This window comes from Agrobacterium sp. NPDC090273, assembly GCF_044772305.1.
Lineage (GTDB): Bacteria > Pseudomonadota > Alphaproteobacteria > Rhizobiales > Rhizobiaceae > Agrobacterium.
In genome coordinates this window covers 79,193-96,245 of record NZ_JBIVYN010000007.1, presented here as the reverse complement: position 1 = coordinate 96,245, position 17,053 = coordinate 79,193, and the positions used below count along the sequence as shown (strand labels likewise).

General features: G+C 57.2%; 12 protein-coding genes. 8 read left to right on the top strand and 4 right to left on the bottom strand.

Going from position 1 to position 17,053, the window contains the following annotated elements:
- Window positions 1–27: 27 nt before the first annotated feature.
- A complete protein-coding gene (locus ACIQT8_RS18795; RefSeq protein WP_400968260.1) occupies window positions 28–975 on the bottom strand; it encodes a tyrosine recombinase XerC in 948 nt (315 codons plus the stop codon).
- Window positions 976–1,096: 121 nt separating this feature from the next.
- On the opposite strand from ACIQT8_RS18795, the gene ACIQT8_RS18790 reads away from it, so the two are divergent.
- The 8 genes from ACIQT8_RS18790 (at window position 1,097) to fdhD (ending at window position 10,097) form a co-directional block, all read left to right on the top strand.
- Window positions 1,097–3,313: a primosomal protein N' gene (locus ACIQT8_RS18790; RefSeq protein ID WP_400968257.1), complete on the top strand. Its 2,217-nt coding sequence runs from the start codon at window positions 1,097–1,099 to the stop codon at window positions 3,311–3,313.
- 78 nt (window positions 3,314–3,391) lie between these two features.
- The gene (locus ACIQT8_RS18785; protein ID WP_400968254.1) at window positions 3,392–3,778 is read left to right on the top strand and encodes a phage infection protein; all 387 of its coding nucleotides are present in this window, start codon (window positions 3,392–3,394) and stop codon (window positions 3,776–3,778) included.
- Between the two features lie 261 nt (window positions 3,779–4,039).
- Window positions 4,040–4,606 (top strand): F0F1 ATP synthase subunit delta, encoded by a 567-nt coding sequence (locus tag ACIQT8_RS18780; RefSeq protein WP_178340610.1) that lies wholly within the window; start codon window positions 4,040–4,042, stop codon window positions 4,604–4,606.
- Complete coding sequence (gene atpA / locus ACIQT8_RS18775) at window positions 4,606–6,135, top strand: F0F1 ATP synthase subunit alpha (protein ID WP_138795318.1); 1,530 nt, start codon at window positions 4,606–4,608, stop codon at window positions 6,133–6,135. Before ACIQT8_RS18780 ends, atpA begins: the two co-directional genes overlap by 1 nt.
- Window positions 6,136–6,163: 28 nt before the next feature.
- Window positions 6,164–7,042: a F0F1 ATP synthase subunit gamma gene (locus ACIQT8_RS18770; protein ID WP_138795319.1), complete on the top strand. Its 879-nt coding sequence runs from the start codon at window positions 6,164–6,166 to the stop codon at window positions 7,040–7,042.
- A 23-nt stretch (window positions 7,043–7,065) separates the two neighbouring features.
- Window positions 7,066–8,517, top strand: a complete 1,452-nt coding sequence (gene atpD / locus ACIQT8_RS18765; protein ID WP_138795320.1) for a F0F1 ATP synthase subunit beta — start codon at window positions 7,066–7,068, stop codon at window positions 8,515–8,517.
- Between the two features lie 125 nt (window positions 8,518–8,642).
- Complete coding sequence (locus ACIQT8_RS18760) at window positions 8,643–9,053, top strand: F0F1 ATP synthase subunit epsilon (RefSeq protein WP_138795321.1); 411 nt, start codon at window positions 8,643–8,645, stop codon at window positions 9,051–9,053.
- 231 nt (window positions 9,054–9,284) lie between these two features.
- On the top strand, window positions 9,285–10,097 hold the full coding sequence (fdhD, locus tag ACIQT8_RS18755) for a formate dehydrogenase accessory sulfurtransferase FdhD (protein WP_400968248.1): 813 nt from the start codon (window positions 9,285–9,287) through the stop codon (window positions 10,095–10,097).
- Between the two features lie 12 nt (window positions 10,098–10,109).
- Here fdhD and ACIQT8_RS18750 read toward each other — a convergent pair whose 3' ends face one another.
- The 3 genes from ACIQT8_RS18750 to ACIQT8_RS18740 all read right to left on the bottom strand — a co-directional run bounded on the left by ACIQT8_RS18750 (window position 10,110) and on the right by ACIQT8_RS18740 (window position 17,018).
- Window positions 10,110–11,885: a methyl-accepting chemotaxis protein gene (locus ACIQT8_RS18750; RefSeq protein WP_400968245.1), complete on the bottom strand. Its 1,776-nt coding sequence runs from the start codon at window positions 11,883–11,885 to the stop codon at window positions 10,110–10,112.
- A 333-nt stretch (window positions 11,886–12,218) separates the two neighbouring features.
- Window positions 12,219–12,695, bottom strand: coding sequence for a chemotaxis protein CheW (locus ACIQT8_RS18745; RefSeq protein WP_003504949.1), 477 nt, complete (start codon window positions 12,693–12,695; stop codon window positions 12,219–12,221).
- Between the two features lie 168 nt (window positions 12,696–12,863).
- Window positions 12,864–17,018: a translocation/assembly module TamB domain-containing protein gene (locus ACIQT8_RS18740; protein ID WP_400968242.1), complete on the bottom strand. Its 4,155-nt coding sequence runs from the start codon at window positions 17,016–17,018 to the stop codon at window positions 12,864–12,866.
- Between the last annotated feature and the right edge of the window lie 35 nt (window positions 17,019–17,053).

Genomic DNA, 17,053 nt, shown 5'->3' with positions numbered 1-17,053 from the left:
AATGCTTATGGTTAAGCATGTCTTAATTCAGGCGCGCGGGTGAGCGCTATCGTAGATCTCCAGCAGTCTCGCCGTGTCGACGCCGGTATAAACTTGCGTGGTCGACAGGCTGGCATGGCCCAGCAGCTCCTGAATTGTTCGAAGATCGCCGCCGCCGCCCAAAAGATGGGTGGCGAAGGAATGGCGTAGTGCATGCGGGGTGGCATTTTCTTGCAGCCCGAACGCTGCCCTGAGTTTCTGCATTTCCCGCTGGATAATAGCAGGCTGCAATTTGCCGCCACGGGCGCCAAGGAAAAGCGGCTCATTGGCTGGAAAATGATGAGGGCAAAGCTTTTTGTAGCTTTCAACGGCCTCAAGCACGATCGGGAGAAGCGGGACGATACGTGTCTTGTTGCCCTTGCCGGTTATGCGCAGGCTACGCGCATGCGTCGTGAGATCGTCTGGCGTCAGGTCGAGAGCCTCAGAGATGCGAAGCCCGCAGCCATATAGCAACGCCAGCACGGCGGCGTTGCGCGCGGCAATCCACGGTTCGTCCGAAAGCTGCGCTTGAGCGGTGGTGATTTTAAGTGCCTGTCGATCAGTCAGTGGTTTGGGCAGGGATTTGGGCTGTTTAGGCGCGCGCATGGCGGTCGCGCCAGCCGCATTCACCAGGCCCTTTTTTTGCAGATGCCGAAGGAAGGATCGCAATCCCGCAAGATGGCGGCCGAGAGAGCGGGCGCCGGCACCTTCCTTTCGACGGCTTGCCAGGAAACCGCGAAGATCTGCAGGACGAAGATCGGCAATATCGGCGACCCGCGTCGGTCTGCCGACATAGCCCGTCATGAATATCAAAAACTGGCGGGTATCGCGCTCATAGGCCTCGACCGTGTTGTCCGACAGACGCCGTTCGCCGGCGATGGCGGCCAACCAGATCTCGCGCTCCTTCAGCAAGGTGGTGTCGGCGAAAGTGAGAATTTCGTTCACGGCGATCTCCATTTCCGTGACCCAATCTAGCCGTTTATGGTCAGCATTTGGTTAAGGCGTGGACTTCGCGGCTCACGCCTATTACATCCGGGCGGTTTCCTTTTTCACTCGACCGGGGCATGGTCGCCACATCATGGCAAAAGATTCGTCCGATCTGTTTGGCGCATTGTTCGATCCGCCGTCGCTGGTGCGTTCAGTGCCTGTTTTGGTGCCGATGCCTGCGCCAGGTCCTTACAGCTACTCTGTACCTGAGGATATGGTAGTGGAGCCCGGCTCCGTCGTGCAGGTACCGCTTGGTCCGAGACAGGTCATTGGTGTCGTGTGGGATGACGGGGATGCCAGCAAGGTTGACCCAAAAAAGCTGCGTCCAATTACCAAGACATTCGATTGCCCCGCCCTGAAGCCGGAGATGCGTCGCTTTGTCGATTGGGTTTCGGCCTATACGCTTTCACCGCCCGGTCTCGTTGCGCGTATGGCACTTCGTGCTCCGGCCGCGTTTGATCCGGAGCCGATGATCGAAGGATTGCGTCTGACTGAAGGCCGACCGGAACGACTGACGCCGGCGCGTGAGCGGGTCATGGAGTTGGCGGCGGAAGGACATGGCTGGACGAAAAGCGGTCTCGCACACGCTGCTGGCGTGTCCACCAGTGTTGTGGATGGTCTTGTCAAACAGGGGGTGTTTGAAACGATCTTTTTGCCGGCTCCTCCTGTTGTGGCCGAACCTGACCCAGACTATGTCGAGCCGCGTCTGGAAGGCCCGCAAAAGCAAGCTGCGTCTGAAATTCTAGATGACGTCAAAAAGGGCACCTTTGCCGTCTCGCTGATCGATGGTGTGACGGGCTCCGGAAAGACGGAGGTCTATTTCGAGGCGGTTGCCGAGACGCTGAGGCAAGGCAAGCAGGTTCTTATTCTCCTGCCGGAAATCGCCCTGACGGCGGCGTTTCTGGATCGTTTTCACGATCGCTTCGGTTCACGACCGGCGGAATGGCATTCTGATCTTTCGCCCCGCATGCGTGAAAAGGTCTGGCGACAGGCTGTCACCGGTGAGGTGAAGGTTGTTGCGGGTGCACGGTCGGCGTTATTTCTGCCGTTTGACAATCTCGGTCTCATCATTGTCGATGAGGAGCACGATCCGGCTTACAAGCAGGAGGACCGGGTTTTTTACAATGCGCGTGACATGGCCGTCGTTCGGGCGCGGATCGCCGATTTTCCTGTGGTTCTGGTGTCCGCAACGCCGTCGGTGGAAAGCCAGGTCAACGGGAGTTCGGGCCGTTACAACACAATCCATCTGCATACCCGTTTCGGCGATGCCGCCATGCCGGATCTGCACCTTGTCGATATGCGCAGGCATCCTCCCGAAAGGGGTGGTTTCCTTTCACCGGTTCTGTTGCGTGGAATTGGCAAAACCATTGAAAAGGGTGAGCAGGCTCTGCTTTTCCTGAATAGGCGCGGATATGCCCCGCTGACGCTTTGTCGTGTCTGCGGGCACCGCTTCCAGTGCCCGCAATGCTCAAGCTGGCTCGTCGAGCACCGCTTTCGCAATCAGTTACAGTGCCACCAATGCGGCCATAACGAACCAACACCCGACCATTGCCCCGAATGTGGGACCTTCGATCATCTGGTCGCTTGCGGCCCGGGCGTGGAGCGCATTGCCGAGGAGGCGGAGAAACATTTTCCCGAGGCCCGCACCATTGTCCTTTCCTCCGACCTTATGGGCGTCAAGAGGTTGCGGCTGGAGCTGGAGGCGATCGTCAAGGGCGAAGCGGATATCGTCATTGGAACCCAGCTTGTCGCCAAGGGGCATAACTTCCCGCTGATGACGCTCGTGGGTATCGTTGACGCCGATCTCGGACTTGCCAACGGAGATCCCCGCGCTGCGGAGCGGACGTTCCAGTTGCTTTCTCAGGTGACAGGCCGAGCCGGCCGAACCGGTTTGAAGAGTCATGGCCTCCTGCAGACCTATCAACCGCAGCATCCGGTGATGCAGGCGATCGTTTCCGGGGATGCCTCGGCATTTTACGAACGCGAGATCGTCGAGAGGGAAAAGGCGATGTTGCCGCCATTCGGGCGTCTGGCCTCCGTCATCATATCGGCCGATAGCCGCGCGGAGGCCGAAACGCATGCGCGTGGACTGCGCGCCGCCGCACCGCAAGCGACAGGCATTATGCTTCTCGGTCCAGCAGAAGCACCGTTGGCGCTGATCCGTGGCCGATACCGTTTCCGACTGTTGGTGCATGGTCGTCGTAACTCCGACATGCAATCTTTCCTGCGCACCCTGCTGACGAATGGTCCGAAGGAGCGCGGCAGTATTCATGTCCAGCTGGATATCGATCCGCAAAGTTTCCTTTGAACTTTCGTACCGGAACCGTTTTCCTGCGGTCGTGACCATGCCATAAGGCAACGGGGCACAGGTGATTTGGGGAGCAAGATGGAGTTTTATTTTCCGACGGAATTTGGCGAGCAACTGGCATTTGGCGCGGCTGCGCTTTCGGTGCTGATCGGCCTCGTCGTCATGTTTGCTCCAGGTGTCACGCTCCGCGTGTTCGGCCTTCAGTCCGCAAGTGAGCGCAAGGACGGTTATATGCTGGTCCGCTCCTCACTCGCCGGATTCTACCTTGGTCTGGGCGCGGCTGCATTGCTGCTCGCACAGCCGATGGTCTATCTCGCATTTGGCGCGGCCTTCACACTTGCTGTCTTCGGCGGCATCCTGTCGATCCTCTCCGACGGAGGAGCAACAGTGCGGAATTTCATACTTCTGGTTGTGCATCTTTTGCTGTCGGCGCTCTCGCTGGGCTATGTATTCGGGCTGGTTTGAAGCGGGCAGTTTGGCATTTCTGCCGCAACAGACGCGCATCCGCGCCGAAATCCGAAAATTTAAGCGCTTTCCCCCTTGTCCAAACCGCGCTTTCCGTTATTACGCGTGTTGCGAGTCCCGGCATCCTATGCTAGACGGACCGCGAAATTGGGAAAAGACAGGGGGGAATTCCAGTCTTTTTCGGGGAAATTGAAACGATTTCAAGAATTTGATGCGGAGGAACCCCTTCGTTGATGATCTTGGACGATTAGCAGGGAAAAAGTGCCCGTGGCAGATACCTCCCATGGAACATCCGGTGTAGCGGAAAGGTATGCGTCGTCGCTTTTCGAGCTTGCTTTGGAAGCGGGTGCGGTTGATGCGGTCGGGTCCGATCTCGACAAGTTCGGCGCGCTTCTCGACGGAAGTGACGATTTGAAGCGTCTGGTTGCGAGCCCGGTATTTTCTGCCGAGGATCAGCTCAAGGCGATTTCGGCGATCTGCGAAAAGGCTGGCATCGCCGGTCTTGCGGTCAATTTCCTCAAGGTTGTTGCGAACAACCGCCGCCTGTTCGCTGTTCCGGGCATGATCCGGTCTTACCGCGCCATTGCTGCCGCTCATCGCGGCGAAATCACCGCCGAAGTGACTTCGGCTCATGCGCTCGATGAAGCGCAGGAAACTGAACTGAAAGCGGCGCTGAAGAGCGTAACCGGCAAGGATGTGGCGGTCTCCGTCACTGTCGATCCGTCGATCCTTGGTGGCCTGATCGTCAAGGTCGGTTCGCGTCAGATTGATACGTCTCTTCGCACCAAACTTTCCACCCTTAAGCTTGCACTGAAAGAGGTTGGCTGATGGATATCCGCGCCGCGGAAATTTCCGCAATTCTGAAAGATCAAATCAAAAATTTCGGCAACGAGGCGGAAGTCTCCGAAGTCGGTCAGGTGCTGTCCGTTGGTGACGGTATTGCTCGCGTTTACGGCCTCGACAATGTTCAGGCCGGTGAAATGGTCGAGTTCCCTGGCGGTATCCGCGGCATGGCGCTCAACCTCGAGAGCGACAACGTTGGTGTGGTTATCTTCGGTTCTGACCGTGACATCAAGGAAGGCGACACCGTAAAGCGCACCGGCGCTATCGTTGACGTTCCAGTTGGTCCGGAGCTGCTCGGTCGCGTTGTTGACGCGCTTGGCAATCCGATCGACGGCAAGGGCCCGATCAATGCGACCCGTCGTGCTCGCGTTGACGTCAAGGCGCCTGGCATTATCCCGCGTAAGTCGGTTCATGAGCCTATGTCGACCGGTCTCAAGGCTATCGACGCCCTGATCCCTGTTGGTCGTGGCCAGCGCGAGCTCGTCATCGGCGACCGTCAGACCGGCAAGACCGCGATCATTCTCGACACGATCCTGAACCAGAAGGCCATTCACGACAACGGTCCTGATGGCGACAAGCTGTACTGCGTGTACGTTGCTATCGGTCAGAAGCGTTCGACCGTCGCTCAGTTCGTGAAGGTTCTGGAAGAGCGTGGCGCTCTGCAGTACTCGATCATCGTTGCCGCAACGGCTTCCGATCCTGCCCCGATGCAGTATCTTGCTCCGTTCGCTGGCTGCACCATGGGCGAATACTTCCGTGACAACGGTCAGCACGCTCTGATCGGTTACGACGACCTTTCCAAGCAGGCTGTCGCTTACCGCCAGATGTCGCTTCTTCTGCGTCGTCCTCCGGGCCGCGAAGCTTATCCGGGCGACGTTTTCTATCTTCACTCCCGCCTTCTCGAGCGCGCTGCAAAGCTCTCCGACGAAAAGGGTGCAGGTTCGCTGACGGCTCTGCCGGTTATCGAAACTCAGGGTAACGACGTTTCGGCGTTCATTCCGACCAACGTGATCTCGATCACCGACGGCCAGATCTTCCTTGAAACTGACCTGTTCTATCAGGGCATTCGTCCGGCTGTTAACGTTGGTCTGTCGGTTTCGCGCGTTGGTTCTGCCGCTCAGATCAAGGCCATGAAGCAGGTTGCTGGCTCGATCAAGGGTGAACTCGCCCAGTATCGTGAAATGGCAGCGTTCGCGCAGTTCGGTTCGGACCTCGACGCTTCCACGCAGCGCCTCCTCAACCGCGGTGCACGCCTGACGGAACTTCTCAAGCAGCCACAGTTCTCTCCGCTCAAGACGGAAGAACAGGTTGCGGTGATTTTCGCTGGTGTGAACGGTTATCTCGACAAGATCCCGGTCGCTCAGATCGGCAAGTTCGAGCAGGGTCTGCTCTCCTACCTCCGTTCTGAAGGCAAGGCGATCCTCGACACCATCCGCACGGAAAAGGCTATCAGCGACGACACCAAGGGCAAGCTCAAGGGCGCTCTGGACAACTTCGCGAAGTCTTTCTCGTAATTGAGCTCTTGACTGGGACGGATAACGGATGCCTTCACTAAAGGATCTGAAAAACCGCATTGCCTCCGTAAAGGCGACGCAGAAGATTACCAAGGCGATGAAAATGGTCGCCGCGGCGAAGCTTCGGCGCGCCCAGGAAGCTGCGGAGGCCGCCCGGCCTTATTCTCAGCGCATGAGCGCCGTGCTTGCCAACATCGCCCAGGCGGTTGAGGCAGACGTTGCTCCGGCGCTGATGACCGGTACCGGCAAGGACGACGTGCATCTGCTCGTCGTCTGCACGGCTGAACGTGGCCTTTGCGGTGGTTTCAACTCGCAGATTTCCCGTTTTGCTCGCGATCACGCTCGCAAGCTGGTTTCCGAAGGCAAGACGGTCAAGATCGTCACGGTCGGCAAGAAGGGCTACGACAGCCTTCGTCGCGAATTTGCATCGAACATCATCGAGCGCATTGAGTTGCGCGATGTGAAGAGAGTCGGTTTCGAGAACGCCGATCAGATCGCCAAGAAGGTCATCTCCCTGTTTAACGCAGGTGAGTTTGACGTCTGCACGCTGATCTACTCGGAGTTCAAGTCCGTTATCAGCCAGGTTCCGACCGGCCTTCAGCTCATCCCGGCAGCAACGCCGGTTGTTGAAGAAGACCAGGCGGCGGCGAATGCGGTCTACGAATACGAGCCGGATGCGGCTTCCATTCTCGAAGATCTTATTCCGCGCAACATCTCGGTTCAGGTTTTCCGTGCTCTGCTCGAAAACGTTGCCGGTGAAATGGGCGCCAAGATGAGCGCGATGGACAATGCAACGCGCAATGCCGGTGAGATGATCAACAAGCTGACGCTTTCCTATAACCGTCAGCGCCAGGCTCAGATCACCAAGGAACTCATTGAAATCATTTCGGGCGCGGAAGCGCTCTGAGGTAAGGAAAGAGGGTAAGGATAATGGCTAAGGCAGCTACCCCCAAGAAAACCGCAGCGGTCAACGGCGCGGGCAAGGTTACCCAGGTTATCGGCGCTGTTGTCGACGTGGCGTTCGAAGGCGAACTGCCTCCGATCCTGAACGCGCTCGAGCTGGACAACAACGGCAACCGCCTGGTTCTCGAAGTCGCACAGCACCTCGGTGAGAACGTTGTTCGCACCATCGCTATGGACTCCACCGAAGGTCTCGTTCGCGGCCAGTCCGTAACGAACACCGGGGCTCCGATCTCGGTTCCTGTTGGTGACCAGACGCTCGGCCGCATCATGAACGTCATCGGCGAGCCTGTTGACGAAGCTGGTCCGCTCGACACGACGAACCTGCGCGCCATCCACCAGGAAGCTCCTGCTTATGTTGAGCAGTCCACGGAAGGCCAGATTCTCGTAACCGGCATCAAGGTCGTTGACCTTCTCGCTCCTTACGCAAAGGGCGGTAAGATCGGCCTGTTCGGCGGCGCCGGCGTTGGCAAGACCGTTCTCATCATGGAACTCATCAACAACGTCGCTAAGGCGCACGGCGGTTACTCGGTATTCGCCGGTGTTGGTGAGCGTACGCGTGAAGGTAACGACCTTTACCACGAAATGATCGAATCCGGCGTCAACAAGCATGGCGGTGGCGAAGGCTCCAAGGCTGCGCTGGTTTACGGCCAGATGAACGAACCGCCGGGTGCGCGTGCTCGTGTTGCTCTGACCGGTCTGACGATCGCTGAAGATTTCCGCGACAAGGGCCAGGACGTTCTGTTCTTCGTGGACAACATCTTCCGCTTCACGCAGGCTGGTTCGGAAGTGTCGGCTCTTCTCGGCCGTATTCCTTCCGCTGTGGGTTATCAGCCGACGCTGGCAACCGACATGGGCCAGATGCAGGAACGTATCACGACGACGACCAAGGGCTCGATTACCTCGGTTCAGGCCATTTACGTTCCGGCCGACGACTTGACCGACCCGGCACCGGCAACATCGTTCGCCCACCTGGACGCAACGACCGTTCTGTCGCGTTCGATCGCAGAAAAGGGTATCTACCCGGCTGTTGACCCGCTCGACTCCACGTCGCGCATGCTTGACCCAATGATCGTTGGTGAAGAGCACTACGAAGTTGCCCGTAAGGTTCAGTCGACTCTGCAGCGCTACAAGTCGCTTCAGGACATCATCGCCATCCTCGGCATGGACGAACTGTCGGAAGAAGACAAGCTGACCGTTGCTCGCGCCCGTAAGATCGAGCGCTTCCTGTCGCAGCCGTTCTTCGTTGCTGAAGTCTTCACCGGTTCTCCGGGTAAGCTGGTTGCTCTCGAAGACACCATCAAGGGCTTCAAGGGTCTCGTCAACGGCGAGTACGACCATCTGCCGGAAGCTGCATTCTACATGGTTGGTTCGATGGAAGAAGCCATCGAAAAGGCCAAGAAGCTGGCTGAAGCTGCCTGATACTGAAATACGAGGCGCGCGGTTCTTCTGTGCGCCTCCGTATGCTTCATGCGAAACATCTTGTTAGCGTGGTTTGCATATAATGACATTTGACCGTCCGCGTAATTGAAAAGAAGTGAATAGCCATGGCTGACAGTTTCAAGTTTGAACTGGTTTCCCCGGAACGTCTGCTCGTTTCCGAGACGGTTACGGAAGTCGTCATTCCGGCTACGCTCGGTGAGATGACCGTGATGGCCAACCACGCACCGACGATGACCACGATCAAGCCGGGTATCGTGAGCGTAACGTTTGCCTCCGGTGAGAAGCACAAATACGTCGTATTCGGTGGCTTCGCCGACATTCTGCCGACGGGCTGCACGCTTCTGGCGGAATCGGCTGTTTCCGCAGACGATATTTCGCCTGATACGCTGCAGAAGCGCATCGACGCTGCGAAGGCCGAGATCGATGAAGGTAATCACCACCACGATCATCTGACGAAGCTTGAAAAGCATCTTTACGAGCTGACGAACCTGCATGAGGTTCTCGTCGCGGCTTGAAAGAACCGGGCGGGTTCCAAGGAATGACTGCCCACAAAAAATTTCAAACAAAAAAGCGGTCCTAGTGGCCGCTTTTTTGTTTCTGATACCTAAGTATGGTCGAACAGGCGCTTGACGCGAGTTATCGTCGCAGCAATGTCGTTTGTCTGTAGCCAAGCGCACGGGGCTTTGCCGCGGACTGAAGTTCCGGGCGAGCGTCCGTCCCGTCTCAGAGAGAAATGAGCCCATAGAATGTCTGCGGAAGCGAGTTATCGACGTGTTCTAAGAACCGCATCCAAAGGCGGATCTGTCGATATCGGTCATCGATCGGTACCGGAGGAAAGGGCTGTGGCTTTTTCCTATGGCGGTTCAACCCATGCGGTGATGATGGCAAGCCCTGCCGATCTTGAGGACTTCGCTGTCGGATTCAGCCTGACGGAAGGAATCATATCGCGACGCGACGAGATCGACACCATTGAGGTCGTTGATGCCGGCCAGGGTTTCGATGTGCAGGTCGGACTTCAGGACGAGAAGGCCGATGTTCTCAGGGCAAGACGTAGGCATATGGCCGGCCCGGTTGGTTGTGGTCTCTGCGGAATTGAATCCATCGAACAGGCGGTTCGGCCCATTCCCGATGTCGGCGCTGTGGGCCTCAAGCTGCCAGGCCGTGAACTGGTCGAAGCGATCAAGGCGTTGAATGATGGGCAGCCTTTGCATCAACAGACCCGCGCGGTTCACGGTGCGGGCTTCTATGTACCGGGCAAGGGACTGGTTGCTGTTCGAGAGGATGTCGGGCGTCACAATGCCTTGGATAAGCTGGTCGGCGCTGCGATCAATGCCGGCTATTCTGGGGCTACAGGCGTTGTCGTTGTTACCAGTCGTCTGTCCGTCGAAATGGTTCAGAAGGCAGCGATCTTCGGCAGCTCGATGCTGATCGCAATTTCTGCTCCGACGGCGCTGGCCATCGAAACGGCTGAGACGGCAGGTATGACGCTGGTGGCTATCGTTCGCGGTGAAGACTTTGAAGTCTTCACCCGCGCCGACAGGCTCATTCTATCCGCTTAAGTCGCTCCGCTTTCAGAACTCCGTCCAATCGGCGGCGACATTGGCATATGTGCCGGTCGCTGCAAATCTCGGCTGAGGGGCAAGCCTAGCAACTGGAGCCGGCACTTTCCTGATGTCTGCCGACTGCATGACGCGGATTTGCTGTTCCTGTGCGATCTTGAACTGGGCGAGGAGCTGGTGCAGATCGGCAGCTTCCTTGGCAAGTCCGTGGCTTGCTGCCGTGGTTTCTTCCACCATCGCCGCATTTTTCTGTGTCGCCTGATCCATGACGTTTACCGCCTGGTTGATTTCGGCGAGACCGTTGGCCTGTTCTCTCGAAGCTTCGACGATCGCGGCGACATTGGTGTCGATCTCCGTCATTTGTGAGAGGATGTCTCGCAGGGCGCTGCCCGTTTTGCCCACCAGATCCACGCCATTTGCGACCTGTTCGCGTGACTTGTTGATCAGCGACTTGATCTCCTTGGCGGCGAGGGCCGAGCGCTGTGCAAGTTCACGCACCTCCTGCGCCACGACGGCAAAGCCCTTGCCGGCCTCGCCTGCACGTGCCGCCTCAACACCTGCATTTAACGCAAGAAGGTTGGTCTGGAAGGCAATGTCATCGATGACGCCAATGATGTTGGTAATTTCACCCGATGAGCGAGAGATTTCATCCATGGCCGAAATGGCTTGCTGAACGATCTTGCCGGAGCTGTCGGCGTTGTCTCGGGTATCAGAGACAAGCTTTCCTGCGTCGCCAGCGCGTCGGCTGGCGTCGGCCACTGTCGTGGTGATTTCCTCGAGAGCAGCAGCGGTCTCTTCCAAAGATGCGGCTTGCTGCTCGGTTCGTTGCGCGAGTTGGTCGGCGGCCATCCGTATCTCGCTTGAACCGGATGCGATGGTCGAAGCGTTGTGGGCAACCGTCTGCATGGTCGTCTGCAGCTTGGCCACGACTTCGTTAAAGTCTTTTCGCAACTGCTCCATGCTCGGCACGAATGTCTGCTCAAGTCTTTGCAACAGATCGCCGTCGGCGAGATCGCGGAGCGCGCCTGCAAGTACAGTGATTGCGCTCATACGCGGCGTTACGTCAGTCGCAAACTTGACCACCTTCGCGACTTTTCCGGCTTCATCCAGAACGGGATTGTAAGCGGCCTGAATCCAGATTTCCTTGCCATTTTTTCCATATCGCACGAACTCGTCGGAGATGAATTCTCCTGCTGCCAGGCGCTGCCAGAAGTCGGCATAGGCAGGGGAGGCAGCATAGGCCGGATCGCAGAACATGCGGTGGTGCTTGCCCTGTATCTCCTTCAGATCGTAATTGACCGCGTTGCAGAAGTTCGGGTTTGCCGTGATGATGGTGCCGTCGGGGAAAAATTCGATCGTCGCCTGCGAGCGCGAAAGCGCTTCAAGCTTTCCGGCATCCTCAACGGCTTTGATTTTCTTTGCGGTAATGTCTGTCGCGATCTTCACGACCTTGTACGGTTTGCCGGAGCGAAAGACCGGGTTGTAAGATGCCTCGATCCAGATTACCGAGCCGTTTTTGGTGATGCGGCGGTAGTCGTTCGCCTGAAACTCGCCCCGTGCGAGCGAAGCCCAGAATTCCTGATATTCATGAGACGCGGCCAGTTCCTTATCGCAGAAGATGCGGTGATGCTTTCCGACGATTTCCGAAAGCTCGTAACCGAGCGCCTGACAAAAATTGCGGTTTGCCGTCAGAATATTGCCTTTGAGGTCAAACTCGATGACAGCCTGCGATTTCGATATTGCATCAAGAACGTTTTTGTTGTCTGCACTTTTCCCAAGCCCCAGCATTGGACGTCCCCCAGATTTGGCCACACGGTACAGTCTGTCGCTCTGCGGACCGCTGTAGAGTGTTGAAAAAGATGAATTCCCTTTTCGTCTCGAGCAAATGAAGTAACGTTGTTCGTATCGTTTTGTGTGACTTCGTTTGGCTCTTCAATATTAGAAATAAATAATATTAAAATGTTCTTATTTGATTTGAGGGAAATAAAAATAAAAGCCACCGAGCGGGGCCGCCGGTGGCTTTATTGTTCAGGAAACGCAGGCTCTGTTCTTCTCAGATATCAAGATCGGCACCGAGCTACGCTTGCTTTGAAAACTACTTTGATATGATTTTGTTTCGGATCAGGCCGCGAGATCTTCCGCTTCCGTTCCCTTGAACATCTTTGCCAGGTTGAGGAAGCAGATCATGCCATGCTCGTTAGCGATGATGCCCTCGGAATAGGACTTGTCGAACGAGGCGGAAATCTCCGGAACCGGCTGAACCTGGTTGGCAGGAATGGTCAGTATGTCGGAAACGCGGTCAACAAGCATGCCGATGACCATGTTGTGCACTTCTGCGACAACAATGGCGCTACGCTCGTTTGCGACGGTGCTTTTCATGCCCAGCTTGTGTGCGAGATCGATGATCGGGATAACGGAGCCGCGCAGGTTCATGACGCCGATAACGTCTTTAGGAGCGTGTGGGATCGGGGTCGACGGCGCCCAGCCACGAATTTCGCGGATCGTCGTTGTCTTGACGCAAAATTCCTGATCGTGCAGGCGGAATGCGATGATTTCCAGCGTCTCGCCGCCAAAGTTGGTGGAGTTAATCATTGCCATCAGAATTCTTCCCAATTTTCGCTGAGGAGGCCAGAGCAAGTGCACCGACACTTGCATATGCGGAGTTTGGCGTTCTGCCTGGTGCCTGAACGGCCGGGAGGAGACTTCCGGCTTCATAAGGGAGATTCGTAACACAAGATCGTTTCGCAAACCTAAATGCGAAGGGTCTCAATACTCCTTCTCGTAGAATATGCCGGCCGCCCCTTCACCGTCACCACCGGCCTCACCACGCAGCTTGACGCCCTTGCCGACGTCAAGGTTGATGATCGCCTTGGCGCCGGAATCGCCGCTCTGTTGCAGCTCGAGATAGGTTCGTTCGTTGAGGTATTTGCCGGCCGAAACGCGAGCTTGTCCCTCCGAGTCCGTCGAGATGTCGAGATCGTCCACGCCGAGATTGCTTCGCAGCTTGTCGAAGAGGGACGTGGAGCGACCTCCGGCCAATTGTCCTGCGGCATCCGCCAGTCGGGCAATCTGCAAGGCAGACAGTTTCGACATGGATTGTCCGAAGATCAACTGCGCCATCACTTCATCCTGCGGCAGAACCGGTGAGGACGAGAAAACGAATGCCGGATCATTGGCATTGCCCGTCACAGCGACCGTCACTGTTGTCGATCCAACGGACGATTGCGCTTCCATATCCAGGACAGGCACCAGACCGCCGCCAAACGTGATGTTGCCGGTATTGAAGTCCAGGCGGCGCGTCAGAATTTCCAGTCGTCCACGGCGCATTTCGAAACCGCCGGAAATAACCGGCACCGCAGCCGTGCCGCGAATGGTCAGATTGCCGGTCAGTTCTGCGTCGATACCGCGGCCACGGACAAAAATACCACTCGGCGCGTTGACCTGCAGGTCGAGGTTGATGGTCGAGGAACTGCCACTGCCGCCCTGGTCTGCACCAAGTGCCTTGTTCTGGGCACGGACCTGAGGGGGAGCGTTCTTGTGCTTCACATCGATTTCGGTCAGTGACGCCGGAAGCCGTTCGGGAATGGTGATCGCACTTCTGTCCAGCGTGAGATTGCCGCCAAGAACCAGGCCGCTGAGCAATGGCCCCTTGAGCGTCACTGTGCCGCTGACAACGGTTGTGACCAATGTACCATCATTATAACCGGCGCGGTTGAGCGTGATTGTCAGATCGGCAGGAAAGCCTCCCGTTATGCCAACCGAACCGGCGCCTGAAATCGTACCGCCGCCGGCCAGTTTGCCAGTCAGGCGCGAAATGACGGCGCGGTCGCGGTCGAAGGTGATAGTGGCGCCGACATCGTTCAACGTCAGGTTCCGGCGCACGTCGATTACACGGGTGCCATCGGTCGTGACGGAACCGGTTATCACGGGCGATGTCGCGCTTCCGCTGATCTTCACGTCGATTGCGGCCGTTCCACTGACATCGAGACCCTGTGCGGCAGTCTGTGCGGCAAGGGCAGCAAACGGCAAATTGCCGGAGAAGGCCATGGAAATCGGTCGGTTGCCGGAGATGCCGAGCGAACCGCCACCGGAAAGTGCCATGCCGCCCTGGCCGGTCACATTGGTGTCGATCTGCAGGTTGCCACCGGCAAAACGGCCGTTGGCCTTGATACCAAGCGGTGCGAGACCCGCTGCCCTGGTCTGGGATACTGCAGCATCCGCCCAGTTTAAGTCATATGTCACTGCCGGATCGGATGCGGCGCCCTTGGCCGTAACAGTGCCGGAAATGTTACCGGCGGCATCCAGCCCGGCGGCAAACGCATTGGCCAGGCTGGCAGGCAGCGCGCGGATATCAACATTCAGATCGAGAGCGGAGCCTGCGGTTCCGTTGACTTCAATGCGCCCTTGACCGGTGACGATTGCAAGGTCTGAAATTCGCGCCGTGCCTTGCTGGATGGCGATGCTGGTCGGCTTTTCGAGACGGACCGGAATACCCTTTGGCGCTGCAGAGAACTCATCGATCCGGACCGTCATCGGAGAGCCGCCGGTTTCGGCGCTACCTTTCGCGACAATGGGGGCATTGTCATAGCGACCGTTGAGATTGAATTCGGTGCTTGTTCCCGTGTGAGCGACGGTTGCGGTCAGCCCGGAGATCGCGGCCGCACCGGCATTGATGCTGTCTGCCTTCACCGTCCCATTGATTGCCAGCGCCTGTAGGTCATCGATGGTTACATCGGCAGCGAGCTTGGAAATCGTGGTCGTGCCCTGCCTGATTGTCCCGCCATTCGCCTTGATCGTTGCGGCGATCTTTCCATTGTCGTTGCTGAGAACGATGTTGCCCGCAACGTCACCAGCGGCTTGTTGTGCGGCCAGAGCCGCGAGCAGGGAAAGGTCCGGGAAATCAAACGACAGGTTGCCTTCTGGAAGAAACTGAGGCGAAAACTGTAATTGCCCCTTCAGAATGTTCTTCCCGACCGCGACATTCAGTTCCGGTATCGCCGTTCCCGTTTCCGTCTGCACGACGTTTGCATCGACATTGATCGCCTGTTTATCGAGACTGCCACTTGCCGTCAGCTTTGCCTGGGGGGCTGAAGCGTCTGCCTTGCCGCTTGCGTTGAGTTTCAGTGCTTCAAGTTTACGCCCAGCGAGAACAGCACTCTCCGAACTGATGCCGATATTGAAGTCGGGTGCAGATAACGCGCCGCTGGCATCGACCGTGAAGTCGGCTGTTCCTGTCGCTTGCGGCGTCAGCTTCTGAAGTTGCGGCAAGCGTCCGGTGAGGTTTGCTCGGATCGAGCCATTTTCCAGACTGACATCGCCAGCCGCTTCCAGCGTCCCGGATTTCAGGTCGAGATTGCGAACGCTTGTGCTTCCGCCGATGACAAGATCGATATCGCCCTTCAGCGCAATGGTGGTGTCAAACTTGGAGGCTAGCGCTTCAGGAAGTGTTGCCGGAAGTGCAAAAAGTTGAACCGCAGACGACAGCCTTTTGCCGGAAAGATCGAATGCTCCATTGATCGTCCCACCGACGCTGGCGCTTTCCAATGTCGCGCCATCGAAACCGATTGCCGTTTCGCTGATCGTCAAAGGTGCCTTGATGGTCACGGGCGCCCGCACGACCCGATCAATGTCCGGGCTTGTGAACGACGATTGAGCGACGGTGAACACGGTTTCGACCGTACCACTGCGATCCGTGAGATTGAGGTCATTGCTGGTTGCTGTCAGCTTGACAGCATCCAGCTTTCCCTGTGGCAAAGACAGGCTGCGTATCGACGCGGATGCGTTGAGGCTTGCTGCGTCGGCATTGCCACGCAAGGAAAGATCAATCCCGTCAATCAGAGCCTGGAGTTCGCCATTTTCAATCGGCCAGCGAAAATCGACCGGTCCAGCCATGCCGATGAGATTGGCGTTGAGATCGTTCTGACCAGTAGGGTCAATGTTGCCCGATGCTGTCAAAAGCAGGGCACCTGTTTCCAGTGTGCTGTTGCCAACCTCTATCCGGCCCTGCGGGAAGAGTGTTGTCGTTGCGTCGAGCTTTGTTTCGCCTGCAAAGAGCTGACGGAAATCAGGGGGGAGCAGCAAGTCGGGCTGTCCGCCACCGGTGATTTCGATGCGGCGCGCACCATCCGCGGCCAGTACGTGGTGGCCGGAAAGATTAAGAACGCGATTGCCAGCGACATTGCCGTTCAGTGTGCCGGTCCAGTCGGAAAGCGGACCTTCGCCATTGAGATCGATTGACACCGCAGGTGCATCTGGAAGCGATAGCAGCGTTGCCAGCAGGCCACCCTGGGGCTCCCTCAGTTCCGCCTTGAGTTTGAGAACATTCTCGTTCGGCAGGAAGGCGATGTCGGCGTTGACTTCGGCATCCTGCAGATCTTGTCGGTTTGCTGCGAGAGAAAGCCTGATGTCATCAGTTGCGGCTTTCAAGCTGCCTTCGGCGCGAAGGTCGAAAGAACGCCCAAGCAATGGTTCTGCAAGGCTGATATCCGGGAAATTGAAATTATCGACGCCGATTTCGATTGGCAGTGAGAAACCGCTGGAGCTTGTTTCTGCCTTCTCTGCCGCAGGAAGCGGTTTGCGATCCACCTCGATCGAGCGCGCCGAAACCATGTCAGCATGAAATGTGCCGGCAAGCAAGGACAGCGGCGACCAGTCTACGGCAATGTCATCAACGCGCGCGTAAGCACCTTGACGGTCGGAAAGGGTGACGTTGTCCAGCCGCAGACGTCCGGTCAGCAGGCCGCGCGGCGGCGAGATTTCAATCTTCTGGTCCGGTGACGAAACGAGTGAAGAAACCTGGTCTGCAGCAATTCTCGCGCCGATCGGTGTAAAGCCGACGAACAGAACGGCAAGCAATAGCAGTACAACACCGCATAAAACGATGTATCCCAGCCACTTCAACAATCGAATCAACATCGTCATAAAAGGTAATCTACACTCAGTTTTAAGGTCGTTCG